The sequence below is a fragment of the Streptomyces cinereospinus genome (assembly GCF_042430725.1).
Classification (GTDB): Bacteria; Actinomycetota; Actinomycetes; order Streptomycetales; family Streptomycetaceae; genus Streptomyces; species Streptomyces cinereospinus.
Window position 1 is genome coordinate 1 of the sequence record NZ_JBHMCY010000187.1, and the last position, 1,195, is coordinate 1,195.

The 1,195-nt window shown below is 71.6% G+C and carries 1 protein-coding gene; it reads right to left on the reverse strand.

What is annotated here, in order from left to right; genetic code table 11:
• Window positions 1-1,195: acyl-CoA dehydrogenase family protein (locus tag ACFF45_RS35425; protein WP_381351157.1), on the reverse strand; the 1,195-nt coding region annotated here is incomplete at both ends.

Consider the following 1,195-nt stretch of genomic DNA (forward strand, 5'->3'; position numbering starts at 1 on the left):
CGGTCTTCCGCGGTGCGGGCGGGGCGAAGCGGTCGAGGGTGGTGATGCCGTCGTCCTGGTGCGGCCGGGCTCCGGCCATCAGCCGTCCGAAGTTCTCGGAGAGGGATTCGAGGTTGAGCGCGCCGTGCAGGGTGATGACCCGGGCGTCGCGCCAGGCCCGCTGGATGGGCTCGCTCTCCATGATCGCGGTCGAGCCGGAGTTCCGCTGGAGCAGTTCGACCGCCTCCGCGCACCATTTGGCGGCATACGCCGTCTCGGCCAGGACCCGGGCACTGAACATCTGCATGTACTCCGGGTCGGCCGGCGCGCCGGCGGCGGCGGCCGCTCCCAGGCGGTCGGTCTCCTCGGCGTTGGCCCGCGTCATCAGCCTGGCCGACTGGATCCTGGCGTGCACGTCGGCGAGCATCAGATGCGTCAGGGGCGCCTCCAGCTGGTTCTTGTACGTGGTGCCGCGCAGCGGCCGGCCGGCGGAGCGCTCCAGGAAACGGTCCAGCGCACCCTCGGCGATACCGATCGACATCCCCGCCATGAGGCTGAACGACCAGCCCAGCGAAGGCGTCCTCCACAAGGACCCCTTGAGACCGCTGTCGAGGGTCTGGCTGACGACGTCGCGGAAGTCGACGCCACGGTAGTCCGGCACGAACAGCTCGTCCTGCACGAGCCGCATGGAGACACTGCCGGTGGCCCTCATCCCGGCGGCCTTCCAGTCGTCGAGGAACCGCAGCTGCTCGCGCGGCACCTGGACACCCACGAGGTACCTGCCGTCGCCGTCGTCCGCGATGCAGCCGAGGTTGGTGTAGGGCGCCCACAGCGCGTCACTGCCGAAGGTCCAGGGACCGCCGGAGACGACCCAGCCGCCCTCGCACCGCCGCGCCCGCCCCCGCGAGGCCGGGAAATGGCTGGAGCCGGCGACCCGCGGCCCGACCCACGACGGCCCGTACACCTCTTCGACGACGCGGGCCCCCATACCGACCGGGATCCAGTGCGTCGAGGCGCCCGCCCACACGGTCCATCCCGCGGAGCCGTCCCACCGGGACACCTCGGAGACGACGTCCAGCTGCTGCCGCACGGTCATCTCGTAACCGCCGAACTCGGCGGGGCTGCCGATGGCGAAGGCACCGGTGGCGTCCAGGTCGGCGATGGTCTCGTCCGAGTGGCGACCTGCGCGTTCCGCCTCCAGCGCGCGCTCCCTCAA